The organism is Pseudomonas sp. CFBP 8772, from assembly GCF_014841665.1.
Lineage (GTDB): Bacteria > Pseudomonadota > Gammaproteobacteria > Pseudomonadales > Pseudomonadaceae > Aquipseudomonas > Aquipseudomonas graminis_B.
Genome location: NZ_JACYUI010000002.1, coordinates 136,686 through 154,177 on the forward strand (window position 1 = coordinate 136,686; position 17,492 = coordinate 154,177).

A 17,492-nucleotide genomic window follows, 5' to 3' on the forward strand; every position below is an offset into this window, starting at 1 on the left:
AATCTGACAATGGACGTTCGCCAGTTTGCCTTCCTCGCTCGCCAACCTTCTTCTGCGCTGAAGCCGCGGGACTCGTTCTTCGGCCTGCCCAAGCGCGGCCTGGTGCTGATCCTGATCAATGCGCTGTTCTGGCAGCCACTGCTGGCTCAGGCCGAAGGCATCGTGGTCAGTGCCCCGGGCACCACCGTAGGCCAGGCGGGCAACGGCGTGCCCGTGGTGAACATCGCCACGCCGAACGGCAGCGGCCTGTCCCATAACAAGTTCCAGGACTACAACGTCGGCCCCAACGGCGTGATCCTCAACAACGCCACCGGCATTGTGGCCAACACCCAGTTGGGCGGCTATATCGTCGGCAACCCCAACCTCAAGGGCGGCGCGGCCAACGTTATCCTCAACGAAGTCACCGGCAGCAACCCCAGCCAATTGCGCGGCTACACCGAAGTGGCGGGGCAGTCGGCCAAAGTCATCGTTGCCAACCCGTACGGTGTTACCTGCAGCGGCTGCGGCTTCATCAACACACCGAACGTCACCCTCACCACCGGCAAGCCGGTGCTCGACGCGAACGGCCAACTGAAAAGCTACCAGGTCGACGGCGGCGCCGTGACCATCGACGGGGAAGGCTTGAACGCCAGCAACGTCGACCGCTTCGACATCATCACCCGCTCGGCCAAGATCAACGCGCAGATCAATGCGCGCGAACTGAATGTGATCGCCGGTCGCAACGATGTGGACGCCCAAAGCCTGACAGCCACACCCCGCGCAGACGATGGCAGCACCAAGCCCGAGCTGGCGATTGACTCGTCGGCCCTGGGCGGGATGTACGCCGGCGCGATCAAACTGGTGGGCACCGAGGCCGGTGTGGGCGTGAAGCTCGACGGCACGCTGGCGGCCAGTGGCGGGGATATTCAACTGGATGCCAATGGGCGCCTGAGCATGGCTCAGGCGGCGGCCACCGGTAACGTAAGGGTTACGGCGCAGAGCGTTAACCTGACTGACAAGGTTTACGCCACCGGCAACGTAAACATCACCAGCGCTCAAGCCCTGGTCAACCAGAAGAGCGTGGCCGCCGGCCAACGCATTGAACTGAACGCGGCCAGCGTGACCAACGCCGGCATCATAGAAGCGGGCGTGGCAGCGGACAACAGCCGCAACGCCACCGGCGACCTGGTGGTGAACGCGCAAACCGTCAACACCAGTGGCGACCTGCTGGCCAGCCGCGCCTTGGCGATCACCGCCGCGCAGGCGCTGACCAACCAGGGCAGCATCGTCCAGGCCAAAACCGTCAGCGTCAATACGAGCAACCTGACCAATCAGGGCGCCACCGCACGCATCTTCGGCGAGCAAAACCTGGCAATCAGCGCACCTGCCATTGCCAACCTGGGCGGCTTGATTCGCTTCGGTGAAGGCCAGGCCACGACGCTCGACACGGCCTCCCTGGATAACCGCCAGGGCCGCATTGAAATGGCCGGCGGCAGCCTGGTGCTCAGCAGTGCCGCCCTGAACAACAGTGGCGGGCAAATCGTCGCCAACGACCTGACGGTCAACGCAGCCAGCCTCAACAACCAGAACGGCGTGCTGGTCGCCGGTGCGCTGACGGTGAACGCCGGCGACCTCGACAACAGCCAAAAGGGCCTGATCCAGGCCGACAACGGCGCGCTGAACCTCTCCGTCGCCAATGCCTTGAATAACAGCCAGGGTTTTGCCCAGGCCGGCACCGACCTGAATCTCAACGTAGGCAGCGTTAGCAGCAACGCCAATGGCGTACTTAGCGCCAATACCGGCAAGTTGACCGTGGTAACCGCCCAGCAGCTCAATAACGCTCAGGGCCGCTTGCAATCCGGGCAGGGCAACGTGGAGCTTCACGCTGCGAAACTCAATAACCAGAGCGGCGTGATCGTCGGCAAGCAGCTGCTGCTCGACGCCAGTGGCGGTGACATCGACAACCGCGCCGGGCGTGTGCTGGGTGATCAACTCGACGTACGCGCGTCCAGCCTGGACAACCGTGACGCTGGCCTGCTGGCCGGTGGTGCGCAAGGGGTGAGCCTGCTGCTCAAAGGACCGGGCCAATTGCTCAACGCCCAAGGCCGCATTCAAAGCGAAGGCCTGTTGCAGCTGGACGGCGAGCGCCTCGACAACAGCGCGGGCATCCTGCTCGGCCAGTCGGTCGAAGTGACTGCGCCGACCTTCACCAACAGCAATAAAGGTGCCCTGGTCAGCGACGGCGGCGACATCACCTTCAACGTCAGCGACCTGCTGACCAACGCTGGCGGCACCCTTGATGCGGGTGAGCGCAGCATTCTGGTCAAGGCCCTCACTACCCTCGATAACATCGGCGGCACTTTACGCGGCAAGCGCGTGGACATCACCGCCCAACACCTGAACAACGACGGCGGCGGCCAACTGCTGGCTGGCGATCAAGGCCTGAGCTATAGCGGCAGCGATGTGTCCAATCGTAAAGGCCTGATCCTCAGCGCAGGCGCGCACACCCAGCTGGATACCGGCAGCCTGAACAACAGCGGTGGCACCGTGCAGGGCGATACCCTGACCGTCACCGCCAACGCGGCGGACAACGGCGACGGCGGCCTGATGGCAAGCTTGCTCGGCAACTTGCAGCTGACCGTCGAAGCCCTGGCCAATCGCGGCGGCAAACTGTTCGCCAAAGAACAGGCCACCGTCAGCGGCGCCAGCCTCGACAACAGCGCAGATGGCCAGATCAGCGGCAACCTGATCAACCTGACTTCACGCGACACGCTCACCAACAACGGCGGCCTGATCGAGGCCAACCAGGGTCTGACCTTCACGGGCGGCAACCTCGACAATAGCGCCGGCGGCCAGCTGCGTGCACTGGCCGGTGCCAGTAGTAGCCTCAACCTCAGCGGCGCACTCAACAACCAGAACGGCACCCTCGAATTCGGCAGCACGGCTTTCAACCTCGATGCTGCCAGCCTGAACAACACGTCTGGCCTGTTGCAGCATGCGGGCTTGGGCGCGTTCCACATCAATACCGCCAGCCTCACCGGTAGCCAAGGCACTATCAACGGCATGGGCAGCGCCGACTGGGCATTCGGCACCGTCGATGGCCTGGGGAGCGTGCAACTAAACGAAGTCCTCACCTATAAAAGCACCCAAGGCCTGACCCTGAAGGCGGGCGATCGCATGGCCAGCGGCAAGGGTTTGATCCTCGACGTAGCCAGCCTGAACAACGGCGGAGAACTGCTCAGCGACGGTGACCTAAGCATCACCACCACCGGCGACATGACCAACAGCGGCCGGGTGTCAGCCCTGCAAACACTGAGTGTGGCGGCGAATAACCTCAGCCAGAACGGCGGCCGTCTCGCAGGCCTCAATACCCAGGTCAAGCTGGGCGGGACTCTGGACAACCTCGGTTTACTCACCGCGCGTCAGCAGCTGGACATCGCAGCGACGCAGATCAATAACCGGGGCACCCTTGGTGCTCAAGGCGCGGTGAACCTGACGGCCGTCAACGGTATCAACAACGCGGCAGACACGCTGTTGTTCAGCGGCGGCGACATGACGCTGCGCGGTAATGGTTTCAGCAACCTGTATGGCGACGTTTACAGCAAGGGCGACCTGAGTTTTGCAGCGGCGGATGGCGGCAAGGCGGCGCTGTTCAGCAACCGCTCCGGCACCGTGGAAAGCGAAGGCTCCATCGGCATCAATGCAGGCTTTATCGAAAACGCCAAAGACGAGTTCGAACTCGGGCAGACGTTGACCACCGGCAGCCTGAGTTGGATCTGTTACCAGCACTGCGGCGAGAAAGACAGCTGGGAACGTGGCGAGATCACCATCTACGAGACGTACCTTGAGGCGGCGACCAAGGATTCGGTAGCGGCGCGCCTGGTGGCTGGCAAAAACATGCTGGTGCAAGGCGACAATGTGCAGAACCGCTACAGCCTGATGGCAGCCAACGGCGACCTGAGTATCACCGCCGGTGACCTGCTGAATCAGGGCGCCGCGACACGCACAGGGGAGCGCAAGATTGTCGTCAGCACGCCAGGTCACGTTTCCGACGATTTGTTTGAACGCATGCAATATGTCGACGTTCCAGCGTTCAATGCGGCCACGGCGGCTGGGCATTTCGATAAGGCGCGCTTCGAAGAACTGAAAAACCGCTCACCCGATAGCCAGCCTTTCGCCCACTCAAGCGACGTCACCACTTGGACCGACAACGGCGGCCCAGGCTACGCGGCCACGATACAAGCCGGCGGCACCGTCAACCTCAACGTCGCGCGCACCCTGCAAAACGGCACGCTGCATAACAACACTCTGGCGCAGTTGACCGGCACCCTGGGCGACGACCAGACCGGGATCCCCGTCGGCGGCATCAATATCAACCTGAGCAAACACGCCAACGACCCAAGCGCTCAAGCCGCCGGTAGCCTGTTGCCGGTTGCCAGCGTCGCCCCCGGCGGCGGCTTCGTACCCGTGGACTACACCGGCACGCCGTTCGCGCCGGTCGACCCCACCACCGCGCCGAACTTCCAGACGCCCAAGGGCGAGTACGGCCTGTTCGTCAAAAACCCCGACCCGACCAGCCATTACCTGATCGAGACCAACCCGGAATTTGCCACCACCACGGGCTTTTTCAGCTCCGATTACATGCTCGGCAAACTCGGGTTAACCGATGACAACGCCTGGCGCCGCCTGGGCGATGGCCAATACGAGAGCCGTCTGATCCGCGACGCCGTCCTCGCGCAAACCGGCCAACGCTTCCTCGCCGGCGGCCTCTACAGCGACGCCGACCAATTCCGCTACCTGATGGACAACGCCCTCGCCAGCAAAGACGCCCTGCGCCTGAGCCTCGGCGTGACGCTCACCAGCCAGCAAGTCGGCGCCCTGACCCACGACATCGTGTGGATGGAAAACCGCGTGGTCGACGGCCAGACCGTCCTCGTGCCGGTGCTCTACCTGGCCCAGGCCGAATCACGCAACGTACGCGGCAACAGCCTGATCCAGGGCCGCGATCTCAACTTGGTCACCGGCGGCGACCTGATCAACGTCGGCACCCTGCGCGCCAGCAACAACCTCTCCGCCGTCAGCAGCGGCAGCATTTACACCGGCGGCCTGATGGAAGCCGGCAACAACCTGAGCCTGCTGGCCCAGGACAGCATCCGCAACGCCATGGCCGGCGAAATTCGCGGCAACCAAGTCAGCCTCGCCGCCCTCAAGGGCGACATCACCAACGACAACACCGCGATCCAGGTACGTGACGGCGCCGGCATGCGCACCCTCACCGACACCAGCGCGAGCACCATCGTCGCCCGCGAAAACCTCGCCATCGACGCCGGGCGCGACCTCACCAACCGAGGCGCACTCACCGCCGGCAAAGACGCCAACCTGACCGCCGGCCGCGACCTCAACCTGATCGCCGCCAGCGACACCCGCGTCAAGCACGAGACCCGCGACGGCGGCGAAAAATCCAGCATCACCACCGACGTCAAAAACCTCGCCGCCAGCGTCGCGGCAGGCGGCAACCTCAATATGAAAGCCGGGCAGGACGTCAACATCATCGGCAGCACGGCCACAGCCGGCAAAGACCTGAATATTCAGGCCGGGCGCGACTTCAACGTGGCGTCGGTCAGCGAGATGCACAACGTCGAGGGCAAGGAAAAACACGGCAAGGAACGCATCAAGACCTCGGATGACCAGACTACCCAAGTGGCTAGCGTGTTGACGGCAGGCGGGGACTTTGTGAGCCAGGCCGGGCGCGATACGACGATTGTGGCGAGCAAGATCAGCGCGGGGAATGAGGCTTATCTGTACAGCGGGGATAAGTTGAGTTTGTTGGCGGCTGAGAACAGCACGCACACCCTCTACGACATGAAGAAAAACAGCGGCTGGGGCTCCAAAAAGACCCAGCGCGATGAGGTAACCCGCGTTACCAATGTCGGCACTGAGATCAAGACGGGGAGCGACTTATCGCTTGTCAGTGGCGGCGACCAGTTGTATCAGCGCGCCAAGCTCGACAGCGCTAATGACCTGACGATTGCCAGCGACGGCGCGGTGACGTTCGAAGCGGTTAAAGACTTGCATCAAGAGAGCCACGAGAAAAGCAAGGGTGACCTAGCCTGGACGAGCGCCAAGGGTAAGGGTAATACCGACGAGACGTTGCGTCAGAGTGAGTTGAAGGCGCAGGGCGAGTTGGCGATCAAGGCCGTGGACGGCTTAAGGATTGATGTAAGGCAGGTTAACCAGAACACCGTAAGCCAGACCATTGACGCGATGGTCCAAGCGGACCCAAGCCTCGCCTGGATCAAGCAAATGGAGCAGCGCGGCGATGTTGACTGGCGTGAGGTCAAAGAGCTGCACGACAGCTTCAAATACAGCAACTCAGGCCTGGGTGCCGGCGCGCAAATTGTCATAGCGATCATTGTTACCTACTTCACGATGGGGGCTGCCACGGGTGCAATCGCCGCTGCTGGAACGGGCACGTCGATGGCTGGTGCGACGGCTGCTGCCACCGCCACGTCTGCGGCAGGCTGGGCCAATGCTGCGGGCAGCGTCGTTCTTGGCGGCATGGCCAGTAATGGTGCGATCAGTACGATCAATAACCGTGGCAATTTAGGCGCAGTGTTTAAGGACGTAACCTCCAGCGATGCGATGCGAGGCTATGTTGCATCCGGTGTTACTGCAGGGCTAACCGCAGGATTGTATGACGACTGGACCAGCACGCAGACGGGCACTACTACCGCGCTGCCTAACTCAGGCGCAGTAGCCTCTGCTAGCCCACTGAGTACTTGGCAAGGTGTTGGTCAATTCACTGCGAATCAGGTTCTGCAAAATGGCACATCGGCCATCCTGACTAAGGCGCTGGGAGGGGAGGCCAGCCTTGGGGACGCATTGCAAAGCAGCCTTGCCAATGCATTTGCTGCTTATGGCTTCAACATGATTGGTGACGTCTCCAAGAATCGATTTGCCGACGGCGGCATCACCAAGATTGGACTGCACGCGTTGATGGGCGGGCTGGCAGCTGAAGCGGCTGGCGGCGATTTCCGCACCGGCGCATTGGCAGCCGGTGTGAATGAGGCTTTGGTGGATAGCCTCTCCAAACAGTACGCCAGCATGCCTGAGGATAAGAGAAAAAGTTTGCTGGTGATGAGTTCGCAGTTGATTGGCGTGTTGGCGGCCTCGGTTGACAGCGATGCTGACGGTGAGAGTTTGCAAACCGGAGCATGGGTTGCGGGAAATTCGACACAGTACAACTATCTAAATCATGAAGAAAATCAAGAGCGCTGGGCTGCCAAGAAAAAATGCCAGGGCGGAGATAGCGCTGCGTGCGGGCGTGCTGACGCTCTGGATGCTCTAGATAAAAATCGAGATTTGGCGCTAACCACGGCCTGCACTGCGAATGGTGCTGGTACTACCTGTCGTTTTTTACGGCAAGAAGCATCCGCGGCTGCTAGAAGCCTGGTGGTTGCGAGATTCGGTCCTGAGGCTAAAGAGCAGGCTAAGCAAATTGATCAAAATAAGGAGCTTGCGGCGTATTCCATTGAGGCGGAGCTTCGAAGCATTAGGCAAGTAGATAGCCCGATTGCCCTTGCTCAGACAGAGCGACTGGCTAAGCAGCTCGCTGAATTTGGATCAGACTTCATTCCGGTTTACGGCGATGCGAAGGGCTTTTATGAGGCTGAGGATCCGTTTGACTATGCAGTGGCGAGTGTTGGGCTGATCCCGGGCGCCGGCGATGCAGCCCAGAAAATCTTAGGGAAAGCTAAAAAACTTTATCTGGAAGGTAAGGTCGCCGAGTCTGCAGATTTGGTAGAGGGGCTTTCGAAAGAACTGTCAACGGGCAACTTGAAAGCAGTTGGAGAGGTACCATCAGGCAAGCCTTTAGCCCTAGCTTCACCTGAGTTCAACGTACCAGTAGACTATCATCTGAGTCGGAATGCAGACGGCACGGCCACGGTCACAGGACCTAGAGGTGGAGTGTATAACTCAACTGGGCGTTATACTGCAGAAGGAAAGCCAGTGTACCGAGATAACAGTGGCGGCTATGTTACATTGGATGGCGGTCGGGCTAGTGTTCCTGCACCCGTAAATTATGAATCCATACCCATACACCATATTTGCACTAATAAATGTACCTCTGGAGCGAATGGGCAGATTGCGTGGACAAAGGAATACCAGCAATTCTTTGATGGAGCTAATCTTAATATTAACAGCGCCACGGAAAATTTGGTTGCGGTGCCAGGACACAGAGGGCCTCATCCTATCGAGTACCATCAGTATGTATTTGGTAGCTTGGAGCAGGCTACTCGAGGATTAGAGCCAGGGACCCAAGCTTATCAATCAGCTGTGACGAGAACATTAGAGGGGATTAAGAAGGAGGCAGTAATCGTGGGTAGTGAAGTTAATAAGTGGCTTACGAGGGACTGAGATGAAATATTATTTAATGCGGCAAGACGTAACTGTCTGCGATAAGTGGGTGCTTGGCGACGTAAAGCATGTAAATAACTGGCATTTTAGTGATCCTCCAGTTAATTTCATGGAGCCAGGTACGTATACGCTTGATGTCAAGTTCGACGGTAGAGAGGTTGATTATTCCCTCGCTGGATACGCAGGTGTTCCAGTCTTAAGCGAAAAAGCACGGAATTCGCTAGTCGGCTTGCGAGAAGTTGATGAGCCTTATCGAGATGTCATTTTTGCGCCAGTTGAAATAAGTAATAAAGAAGTTTGCCAGAACTATTTCCTGATGATCATTGAGACGCAAATTGATTGTGTAGATGAAAAATGCTCGCGCTTCAAAAAGTTTGAAGTTGATGATCCTGTCAGGCCTGATATGGCTGGCAATTACCGTGCTTTCTACAATTTAGTAATCGATCTGGATAAGGTAGGTGCAAGTCATATTTTTAGACTAAAAAAGTATTTGGGCGCTATTATAGTTAGTGAGGAAGTGAGGCAGCGGTTGATCGCGGCTGGCATCGTCGGCGTCCTGTTTGACTCAGTCATTGGTGATCAAGAAACTGTTACTTAGTTGCTTGATTAGTGGTGAGGTGGTTCGGCCAATTTTTGCTAGGATTGGGTCGATAGCTTTACGATATATATACGTTTTGTGGAAACTCAGCGCATAGAGGGTGGCGTTGATATTTGGCTTGTAAGCCAAGATTTAAATTCGGATGTAAGTTGCTGGGTTATTGAGCGAGCCCAAGGTGCGCGCAATGAAATTAAAAAAAATACCTAGCAATGAAAATATTCTTCATATTTTTATTTTGCCCTTTTTTCGCAGGTCTGCTCATAGAACCAATTTCTCTAATAGTCATGCTTGTAGGACTGTTTTAGCAACGCTGGTTAGCCAGGGAAAGTGAGGGGGGGGACGCGTTTTCAATTCTGTTGACTGCTCCATTTATTGCGGAGCTAGTTTTTTGCCTTCCCTTGCATTTGCATGCTGTATAAACATTGTTAAGCCGACTGGAACTTTAAAAGTTTGCAGGAGTGTTTCGATTTTCGGGGCTGTAGTTGCTTCTTTATATATGTTTTTGGCGGATTCTCATTTACGTCGTAATAGTTTCAGTTTGAGCGTTGTGAACAGCATGTTTCCTGCTTCGATTGCTTTCTTTGGAGGGGCGCTAATGACGGGGCTGCTATCGTATTGGCCCTTCCCGAAATATTTTATTGAGTGCAGGCGGTAAATTACAAGGTCTTGGAAGATAACAGTGGTCTGACCCCTGTTTTCGCCGTAAACGAAGATTTTGCCCATTGGGTTCCAGCGGGGTGGGTTGGCGGACGCGAGCAAGGTAATAGAGTACGGAAAGCAACATAATATTAGCGTGATCACTAAACGATTTTGTGGCTAATCATATGGTTGAAATTGAAGTTGTTTTTAACGAGAGGTTACGTGATTGCACTTCAGATGTGTGGGGAAGCCTGATCCAGCCGCTCAGAAAAATTAATGAAAGTGCCGTCACTGATGGATTCTCGGGCAAGAGATTATTGTTGACGGACGTCTCGGATTACTTGATAAAAAATAAGTGTCGAAGTTTTTTATTGAACTGGCAAACGGTTCTGTTGAGTTTTCGTATGTGGCAGATAAAGCGATTTATCGGCTTGATATGAAGCACTTGGCTAACTCGATTGAGGTGGCCCAATCCTTGATGGAAGGGTTGATCGATGAGTCCGGATTTGTTCAGGCGCGAATTTACGACGCTGAGTATGAGCGTTGGCAGAATGCCGAGAGTCTTACGCTCTTTGAAGTTGAGTGCGCTGAGCATGCTCATCTGCCCAAGAGAAGTAACGGGCTTCCTTTTCCGTTGACCCAAGAGATCGTAGATATATCAAAAAATCTTGGGCGCTGGGTTTTAAAAAGCGGCTATATTGAGGCAGTTGGCGCTGTCATGTGGGTAAATAAATCCTTGCTTCAGGTAGAGGGTGTGGACGAAAAGACGTTAATGGATGTCGACTGCTTTGAAGTAGAAGATTTGGGTGGAGTTTTGAAAATCGCTGCCTATGATCAGTGCTTCACTTCAGCCGTAGGGGCTCAGGCTGAGAGGCAGGCCTTGCTGAGGAAAGTTTTGTTTAATACGTAAAGTTTCAGCGAGAAGCTGGCGGATTTAGTTGAGTGTTAAGCCCTTTACAACTCGAATGAGTCTGCCTCCTTTATCTTCATCTTGGCTGCTTGCCTACCGGCACCACTGAAAAGGAAAGCGTCTCGCTGCGCCGTGTCACCAATATTGCTACGGGCGACCAACGTTACGCCGGCATCATCCAGGCCGGCGGCGCGGCCACTGTCATCACCCAGAACAACATCGATAACACCGTGGTGCGCCCGGGCTATACCTACGTGGGCGCGGGCGCCAAAACCGGTACCGATGCTACAGGCGCCAGCGGCGCTACCGGTTACTCGACCCGCATCACCCTTAACCAGCAATTACCTCCTGACCTGGCCCAGCAGCAGATCAACCCGCTGAGCTTGCCCGGCTTTACCTTGCCCAGCGGGCAGGGCGGCCTTTTCCGCCTCAGCGGTGAAAGCGCCAGCGCGCCTGCCAGCACCGGCCCTCAGGGCTGGACCCTGAGTGGCGGCACCGTTGACCGTGCGCCGGCCAGTGGCCCGATCGTACCTGGCAGCGGCACCTCGGCTGACGGTGTAGTCATCAATCGCGTGCAAGGCCTGCCGGACAGCCAGTTCGTCTCCAACCCGCAGAAATACCTGATCGAAACCAACCCTGCACTGACCAACCTCGGTCAGTTCCTCAGTTCCGATTACCTGCTGTCCAAACTGGGCTATGACCCGGACCAGGCGCAGAAACGCCTGGGTGATGGTTTCTATGAACAACGCCTGATCCAACAGGCGATCATCGCCCGCACCGGTCAGCGCTTCATCGACGGTATTACCAGCGATACGGCGATGTTCCAGTACCTGATGGACAACGCGATCGGCAGCAAGCAGGCGCTTAATCTGTCGGTGGGCGTGAGCCTCACCGCCGAACAGGTCGCCGCCCTGACCCACGACATTGTGTGGATGGAAAACGCCACCGTTGCCGGCCAGCAAGTTTTGGTGCCGGTGCTCTACCTGGCCCAGGCCAACAACCGCCTGGCGCCAAACGGCGCATTGATCACCGGCAGCGATCTCAATCTGGTGTCCGGCACCGACCTCAACAACGTCGGCACCCTGCGCGCGACCAACAACCTTGCCGCCAGCGCCGGGCGCAACATGGTCAACAGCGGCCTCACCGAAGCCGGCAACCGACTCGACCTGCTCGCCGGCAACAGCCTGACCAACCGCGCTGGCGGCATCATCGCCGGGCGCGACGTCAGCGTGGGTGCCATCAACGGTGACGTGCTCAACGAACGCAGCGTAACCAGCCACCAGAGCAGCAGCGGCTACCGCACCGAACGCACCGACTTTGTCGACAACGCCGGGCGCATCGAAGCCGCCAACACCCTGACTCTCCAAGCCGGGCGTGACGTCAACAGCACCGGCGGCGCGCTGAAAAGCGGCGCCGACACCCGCATACAAGCCGGGCGCGACGTAAATCTGGCTACCGCCGAACAGCGCACTGCCAATAGCGTCGGCACTCGCTCACGCAGTAGCAGCGTGGCCCAGTACGGCACCGTTGTGGAGGCGGGGCGAGACTTCCAGGTTGTGGCTGCGCGGGACATCAGTGCGATTGGCAGCCAGTTGAATGCAACGCGTGATCTGGCGATGGTGGCCAATGGGAATTTGAACCTGGCGTCGGCGGCGAATGAACAGCATTCGGCCTCCAACTCCAAGAAGATCACCCAACAGGAAGACCATGTTCAGCAAGTGGGCACATCGCTTGTGGCCGGTGACAACCTTTCCCTGAGCGCAGGCAACGACCTCGCCCTCAGCGCCAGCCGCGCGAGTGCGGGTAAGGAAGCCTACCTATACGCAGGTAATGATCTGGCGCTGAACGCCGCGCAGAACAGCGACTACAGCTATTACCGGAAAACCAAAACCAGCAGCGGGTTGTTGTCCAGCAGCTCGAAAACGCGTATCGACAGCAGTAACCAGATCAGCCAGCAGGGCTCTTCAGTCAGTGCGGACACCGTCGTCGTACGTGCCGGTCGAGACATCGGCACTGCGGCCAGTGCCGTGGTTTCTACCAACGCCACCAGCCTGATTGCCGGGCGCAATGTGGTGATCGACGGCGCGACGGAAACCTTTGAACAAAGCCATTCGTCCTCAACCAAAAAATCAGGCCTGCTGAGCACTGGCGGCATCGGCGTCACGTTGGGCTCAAGCAGCAACAAAAACACGTTCACCAGCAGCACCGAAACCACCCGGGCCAGCAACATCGGCAGTGTGCTGGGCAGCGTGGATGTACAGGCGGGTAAAGACCTGACCATTCGCGGCTCTGACGTGGTTGCCGGTAAAGACATCAGCCTGATTGGGCAAAATGTCAGCGTCCTGGCTTCTGAGAACAACAACCGCAGTGAGCAGACGGCTAAAAGCAAATCCAGCGGTCTGACTCTGGCGTTATCCGGCACCGTGGGTGGCGCAGTGGACGCCGCTTACCAGACCGCCAAGCAAGCCAAGAACGAGGACGACAGCCGCCTCTCGGCGCTGCAAGGTGTTAAAGCAGGGTTGACCGGCGTACAGGCCTGGCAAGCAGCGCAGCAAGACGGCGGAATGACCGGGGACAACGCTGCGCAGTTCGTAGGTATCAGCCTCTCCGTGGGCTCGCAAAAGTCCGAATCCAAACAGACCCAAGAGCAAACCCTTAGCCAGGGCAGCAGCCTGACGGCCGGCAATAATCTCACCATCGTGGCGGACGGTAATGGTACGCCTGGCGAAGCGGGTGATATCCATGTTCAAGGCAGCAAGCTTCAGGCTAGCAATGAGATGCAGCTGGCTGCCGCGCGCGATATTCGCCTGGAAGCTGCGGCTAACAATCAAAAGCTCGATGGGAAAAACAACAGCAGCGGGGGAGCGCTTGGCATCAGCCTTGGCGTGGGCTCCGAAGGCGGTGGCCTGAGCGTTTTCGCCAATGCGAACAAGGGCACCGGAAACGAAAAGGGCACCGGCACGACCTGGACAGAAACGACGCTAGATGCGGGCAAGCAGATCAGCTTGGTCAGCGGGCGAGATACCGTCCTCAAAGGTGCTCAGGTCAGTGCATACCAGATTAAAGCCACCGTAGGTCGCGACCTCACGCTGCAAAGTCTGCAAGACACCGATGACTACAAGTCCAAACAGACGGATGTCAGCGGGGGCATCAGCTTCGCAATCATCGGCAGCGGTGGTAGCGCAAACCTGAGCGTCAGCAAAAGCAAGATCGACTCCAACTATAAGAGTGTGCAAGAGCAGACCGGCCTGTTCGGCGGCAAGGGCGGTTACCAGATCGATGCGGGCAACCATACCCAACTTGATGGCAGCGTGATTGCCAGCACTGCGTCGCCGGACAAGAACCGCCTGAGCACGGGCACGCTCGGGTGGAGCGTCCTAAAAAACAAGGCTGACTACACGAGCCAGTTGCAGAGCGCGAGCCTCAGCAATGGCAGCGATGGCACCAATGGTTTCATCAGCAATATGCCCACCGGCACGTTGATCGCCTTCAACCATGGCGACAGTGCCAGCGGCACGACCTCATCGGCCATTTCCAACGGCACTCTCGACATTCGCGACCCTGCCAAACAGCAGCAGGACGTCGCAACGCTGAGCCACGATGTTGAACACGCCAACGACAGCATCAGCCCCATCTTCGATAAGGAGAAAGAGCAGAAGCGTCTGCGGCAGGTGCAGTTGATTGCGGATATTGGCACTCAGACAGTAGACATCGTGCGGACCCAAGGTCAGATCGATGCCGATAAAGAGGCGCGTGCTGAACTTGATAAGCGTGGGGTCAAGGAGCCTGGAAAAGATGCCAAAGAAGAGGAGGTCGAAGCCTACCAAAAACAACTGATTGCCACTGATGCTTATCAACGGATCATGGCTGACTACGGGGTCGGCGGCAATTACCCACGTGTCGCACAGGCGGTGACAGCGGCATTGCAAGGGCTGGTGGGGGGCGATATCGGCTCAGCCATTGCGGGCGCATCGGCGCCTTACCTGGCACAGGTCATCAAGAAATCGACTGGCGATAACACCGCGCTCAATATCATGGCCCATGCCGTATTGGGCGCGGTGGTGGCGCAGGCACAAGGCAATTCTGCGGGAGCGGGGGCTGCGGGAGCTGCGACAGGCGAGCTCATCGCGCGCCAACTCTATCCGGGCACGGCAACGGCGGATCTGACGCAGCAGCAAAAAGAAACGGTCTCAGCGCTGTCGGGCTTGGCGGCAGGGCTGGCTGGGGGGATTGCTGGTGGTGATCTGAGCGGTGCGGTGACGGGGGCGCAGGCGGGGACAAATGCTGTTCAGAACAACTACCTGAGCAAAGCGCAGAAAGCCCAGCGAGATAAGGAGATGGAAGGGTGTCCGAGTGTGGTGTGCAGGACAGGCACTGCTACCAAATGGACAGCGATTGATATCGCCCAGGATGCCGTTTTTACAGCAGGCATAGCCAAAGGTGCTGTTCTGGAGCTAAACGACACCGTTGATGGCATCGTGCGCACGGCGGGTAATCTCACGGAGACTTATACGGCGCTGAAAGCGGTAGTTGAGAGCGGTGGTGTTTGGGACTCGGTCAAGCAGTCGTACGTCGACCGTATCGATCACTTGCAAGCGCAGTATGAGGAGGCCGGGGCCAGTGGTGCATTTGAGGCTGGAGCCGAAACTGGAAGACTGATCAGTGATATGGCTGCGGTTCTTTCAGTCGGTGGTGGCGCGTTGAAGGGGGGGGCCTTGCTGGCGGAAAAAGTTACGGCTAAGGTTGCTGCCAAGGCAGAGCTGGCGGGTGCGAAAGCAACCCCTTCAGGTTTGGTTTCTGGAGAAACTGGCTTTGTAGATACCGGTAAAGCTGCTGCTAACGATGCGGATTTTGGAGGTGCAAAAGGACCGGCAATCGATTTGCCATCGGGTGAAACAAAAGTAGTAGGTGACGGTACACCAGCGTCTAATGATGCGAGCTTTACAGGTGCAAAAGGGCTAGGTCAGACAGGTGGAGCCGTTACTTCGAGTACGACACTTGATCTGTTTTCAGCCACCCGAGGTAAAGATCTTTCGAAGCTAACCAATCAGCAGGTTGGTGACCTAGGTGAAGATATCTCCAAGGTCTTCTTGCGTGACAACAACCACACTGACATCTTCGCTGTGCAGAACCGCAGTGGTAACGGTATCGACATTGTCAGCCGTACACCGGATGGCCGCCTCGCGTTCACTGAAGTAAAAACTTCGCGAACGGGGAATGTGGGAGATCTTTCTGTACGACAGCAGAACATGACAACCTTCATCGAGGATGTTCTGGGTCAGGCAGCTAGTCGACAAGGTCGTTACAAGAGCATCAGCGTGGCAGAGCAGCAGCAGGCTAGGCAGATGCTTCGGGAGTTCAGGCGTGCCCCTGAAAATGTGAGTGGTAATTTGATCGGCGTTGACCTACAGGGTGAAGTATTGCGGGTCTCACCTTGGGCGCGTAATTGACTGATGGGGCGTACCAGAATGAAAAAAATAGAAGGAATCCTAGAGCAGCATCGGCACTGGCTGTCTCAGTCGGATGGGATGGTGGCTCAAGAGCTTGAGTACCTTGAAGAGGATCTTGCCTGTGAATCCTTGGAGGGGTTGGGCAATGTATCTGATTCATTGGGGATACTTGCAGTTTGTCACGGTATACAGGGAGAAGTTTCTATTTGTGCCGGTGATATTTCTGGCTGGGAGGAAGTATCCCGCGCGATGATTTACCGCTATTGGGCGCTAATGCTCAGAGCTAAGACCTTTTCTAATACGAGCTTTCTTCAAGGCATTAGAAACGCCCCGAATCTGACTAATCAGTTGAGCAATGCAGGTTGCTTACTTGCGGGTTTCATTGCTGCGGATAGGCATGATCTAGCAGAGTCGGTCGCCGATGTGCTTGTCGGGATGTTAACTGTTGATGGAGCTGTTGATCCCGGCTATCTCAAAGAGCGTCGATTCGAACCTTTCATGCTGTGGCTCTATTCTGTCTATTCGGGTGGGAGTGCACCTGCCCTGATTGAGTCTGTGGATCTCGGCATTTACAAGAAAGTGATAGACAGTTGGGCAGATGAGAAAACGCTTGCCGGTGTACTGGACGAAGTATGCCAATATCACTTAGCTAACTCCGAAGATCAGGGCGGGGCTTGGGACCCTGAGTTCAAAAATCCACCTTTTGATTTGCTGCCTTTGGAAGTTTTCGCAATTTTTAAGGTTCGCCAACAGTGCGGGTTGAAGTCACTTGCAGTTGCGAATCCCTTGTTATCTATTGAAGTGGCTGCATTGGAGAATCTGGCTTTCAAGCCTGATGACGTTTCTGTAAGGGTTGAGACGGCCTATAGAAATTTCTTCAGCTAAAGCACAGATAGAACAATCGGGAACTGACCCTGATAAACGATAGGGGACAGACCACGTTTTTCGTAGATGTTGATGTGGCTGAATAGCAGTTCACTTGGTGCAAAAGGGCCGGGCCAGGTTACCCTGATGCTATAAGCCCCCCAAACTCAGCTCAGTTGAAGACCTGTTTGGGCAGACGTTTGAGAGTATCCCGTTGTCACATCTTCCCAATTGGAAGAACGGCTCTCTGGTAAATGATGGCAAGCTCGGCGAGCAACTGTCCCTCCAAACCCTTAACGAGAAAACCGGCCTCGATTTCAAACCTTTGCAAAACAGTAGCAACCACGGCTGCGATGGCAACGACCGTGATGGCGACACTGGCGGCTATTATCTTTACTTGAAGAAAAGTGATATTGAAAATTTTGATTATTGGTTCGAGCATGAGGCAGAGCTTCATGCTCAACTAGTTGATTTTGAGGTTGAGTGGATAGGTTAGTGGGCTTAATGAGCACGGCTTTTAATTTGCCTTCGGTCGTCCTGCCTACATCCTTGCTGAGGTCAACTGCACCCCTTTTGCACCCACCCTGGCCTCCTACGCTCCATGAGGCTCAAGGTTTCCCTCGCCGCGTCGATA

The 17,492-nt window shown here is 56.9% G+C and carries 6 protein-coding genes; all 6 read left to right on the forward strand.

Annotation, left to right across the window (positions count from 1 at the left end; all coding sequences use genetic code 11):
• Positions 1-9 precede the first annotated feature (9 nt).
• The 6 genes from IFT99_RS04325 (at position 10) to IFT99_RS04350 (ending at position 17,354) form a co-directional block, all read left to right on the forward strand.
• Positions 10-8,397, forward strand: coding sequence for a two-partner secretion domain-containing protein (locus IFT99_RS04325; protein WP_192130597.1), 8,388 nt, complete (start codon positions 10-12; stop codon positions 8,395-8,397).
• Between the two features lies 1 nt (position 8,398).
• The gene (locus IFT99_RS04330) at positions 8,399-8,995 is read left to right on the forward strand and encodes an imm11 family protein (protein ID WP_192130598.1); all 597 of its coding nucleotides are present in this window, start codon (positions 8,399-8,401) and stop codon (positions 8,993-8,995) included.
• A 994-nt stretch (positions 8,996-9,989) separates the two neighbouring features.
• A complete protein-coding gene (locus tag IFT99_RS04335; protein ID WP_244656892.1) occupies positions 9,990-10,544 on the forward strand; it encodes a hypothetical protein in 555 nt (184 codons plus the stop codon).
• A 254-nt stretch (positions 10,545-10,798) separates the two neighbouring features.
• Positions 10,799-15,994: a hemagglutinin repeat-containing protein gene (locus IFT99_RS04340; protein ID WP_342214610.1), complete on the forward strand. Its 5,196-nt coding sequence runs from the start codon at positions 10,799-10,801 to the stop codon at positions 15,992-15,994.
• 18 nt (positions 15,995-16,012) lie between these two features.
• A complete protein-coding gene (locus IFT99_RS04345) occupies positions 16,013-16,879 on the forward strand; it encodes a hypothetical protein (RefSeq protein ID WP_244656893.1) in 867 nt (288 codons plus the stop codon).
• Positions 16,880-17,072: 193 nt separating this feature from the next.
• Positions 17,073-17,354 carry a hypothetical protein gene (locus IFT99_RS04350; RefSeq protein WP_192131041.1) on the forward strand — a complete coding sequence of 94 codons (282 nt, stop codon included), beginning with the start codon at positions 17,073-17,075 and terminating at the stop codon, positions 17,352-17,354.
• Positions 17,355-17,492 lie beyond the last annotated feature (138 nt).

What these genes read in the sequence shown, in the direction of transcription:
- IFT99_RS04325 (WP_192130597.1), top strand. Translation starts at nt 10, where the DNA reads ATGGACGTTCGCCAGTTTGCCTTCCTCGCTCGCCAACCTTCTTCTGCG.
- IFT99_RS04330 (WP_192130598.1), top strand. Translation starts at nt 8,399, where the DNA reads ATGAAATATTATTTAATGCGGCAAGACGTAACTGTCTGCGATAAGTGG.
- IFT99_RS04345 (WP_244656893.1), top strand. Translation starts at nt 16,013, where the DNA reads ATGAAAAAAATAGAAGGAATCCTAGAGCAGCATCGGCACTGGCTGTCT.